Source organism: Plasticicumulans sp. (genome assembly GCF_035331805.1).
Lineage (GTDB): Bacteria > Pseudomonadota > Gammaproteobacteria > Competibacterales > Competibacteraceae > Plasticicumulans.
The window spans coordinates 1-1,628 of the sequence record NZ_DAOLKE010000543.1 but is presented as its reverse complement, the minus strand read 5'-3'; the positions used below and the strand labels follow the sequence as shown (position 1 = coordinate 1,628).

Below are 1,628 nucleotides of genomic sequence, written 5' to 3'. Positions count from 1 at the left end.
CCGCCGGTGCCGTGTCCGGCGCCCCGGCCAGCCAGCGCACGGCTAGGCGCACGCCGCCGGTCACGGCGTGCAGCGACAGCACGGCCACCGGCAGGGAGGCCGCCTGCAGGGCCGCCGGCAGCGTCTCGCGCAGGCCGGCATCGAGCACCGGCGCCATTGGCGCGCAGCCGCGGCGCAGGTCCTCCAGACCTTCGAACGTCGCCTGCAGCCAGCGCCGGCCGCGGCGCTGCAGCCACGCAAGCCCTGCGGGCAGGGCCGGAGCCGGGGTCAGGGTCGGGGTTTCATGATTCGCCAGCGTCTGCTGCAGCCGTGCCGCGAACGCGGCGTAGTCGATGCCGGCGGCAGCGAGTTCCTCATCGAGTTCGGCTTCGCTCATCGCTTCGACTTCGGCCAGATCGGCCTCGGTCGGGGCCAGCAGTTGCTGCAGGCGTTCGGCGTGCAGGATCTGGTTCAGCATCTTGTTCCGGTCGTGGTGCTTGCTCATGGTCTGCGTTGCTCCCGTGTGGCGGGTTCAGCCGAAAAAACGGTACAGGCGCCGGATCAGCTCCTGCTTCAGGGCCGTGACCCGCGCGTTGCTCAGTTCCAGTTGTCGGGCGATTTCGGTCTGCGAGTAACCGGCAAGCAGGCCGTCGAGCAGCACCTGCAGGCGCGGATCATCGACGAGGCTGGCGCGGAGGCAGGCGAGGTCGTGCTCGAAATCCGCATCCGGCGCCGTGTCGGCCAGCGCGATCTCCACGCTGATCTCACAGGTTTCGAGCGACTGCGTGCGCTGACGGGCAGGCCTTTCGAGGGCGTGCGAACCGAGACTGCGCACGGTCTGCCACAGGAACGTCCGGATGGACACTTCCGGCCGCCAGCGGCGCCGGCCTTCGAGCAGCAGCGCAACGGCTTCGTTGACCAGTTCCCCGGCTTCGAGGCCGGCAGGACCGAACTTGCGCCCGGCCAGCGCCAGCAGGCACTTCCAGTCCTTCGGCTTCATCTGGGCCAGAGCCTGATGCAGGTCGGTGGGCATGGTGCGGGTTCTCCGTGCGGTGTCCATGAATCCATTGCCGGACAGCCGCGCGGATTTTCAGCGGACCCGGAAATTTTTTTCCGCAGGTCCGCTGCGGCCGGCATCGCTCAGCCGAGGTGTTCCAGCGCCAGCCGGGTCACGGTCAGCACGACGCTCAGGATGTGCAGGGCGGTCAGGGTGAGGTCGAGAAGATGCATGGCGGCGGTCTCCGCGGGGCGTGTCCGGCGCGGATTGCGCCGTCCTGACCATGAATGCCGGCTTGCCGCGGGATTTTTCAGGCGGCCATTCCCTGGCTGCGGCTGGCCGGTGCCACCCGGTCGGCTACGGGTTTCGAGACGATGCACAGGGCTCGGTGTCCGGATCGGCATTGCGCCTCATCTTACGAACCCGGAAGTCCCCTCATCTGCCTGGATGACATTCATATTGTTTATGAATCAGACACATATGAATCAGAAAGCACCATGTGGCGATGGCTGAAAAGCTGTCCGCACGCTTTCCAGCCCGTGTGAAGAAATGGTCAAAGTTCTTCGTTAAATGATTTTTATCCTTTATTATCAATAACTTGCGATTTTTCGTACTCGTCATACAGCTCAGCGAGCCGGGTGCGCAGGAAATC

3 protein-coding genes are annotated in these 1,628 nt (G+C 65.3%); all 3 read right to left on the bottom strand.

What is annotated here, in order from left to right; genetic code table 11:
* A partial coding sequence (locus PKE44_RS19230) for a hypothetical protein (RefSeq protein ID WP_324554435.1) occupies positions 1–484 on the bottom strand: 484 nt, incomplete at its 3' end.
* A 27-nt stretch (positions 485–511) separates the two neighbouring features.
* A complete protein-coding gene (locus PKE44_RS19225) occupies positions 512–1,012 on the bottom strand; it encodes a hypothetical protein (protein ID WP_324554433.1) in 501 nt (166 codons plus the stop codon).
* Positions 1,013–1,411: 399 nt separating this feature from the next.
* Positions 1,412–1,628, bottom strand: a 217-nt coding sequence (locus PKE44_RS19220) for a hypothetical protein (RefSeq protein WP_324554431.1), incomplete at its 5' end; no start/stop codon positions are given.

Bases quoted from the DNA above. Each gene is read 5' to 3' on its own strand.
- PKE44_RS19225 (WP_324554433.1), bottom strand. From the start codon at position 1,012: ATGCCCACCGACCTGCATCAGGCTCTGGCCCAGATGAAGCCGAAGGAC.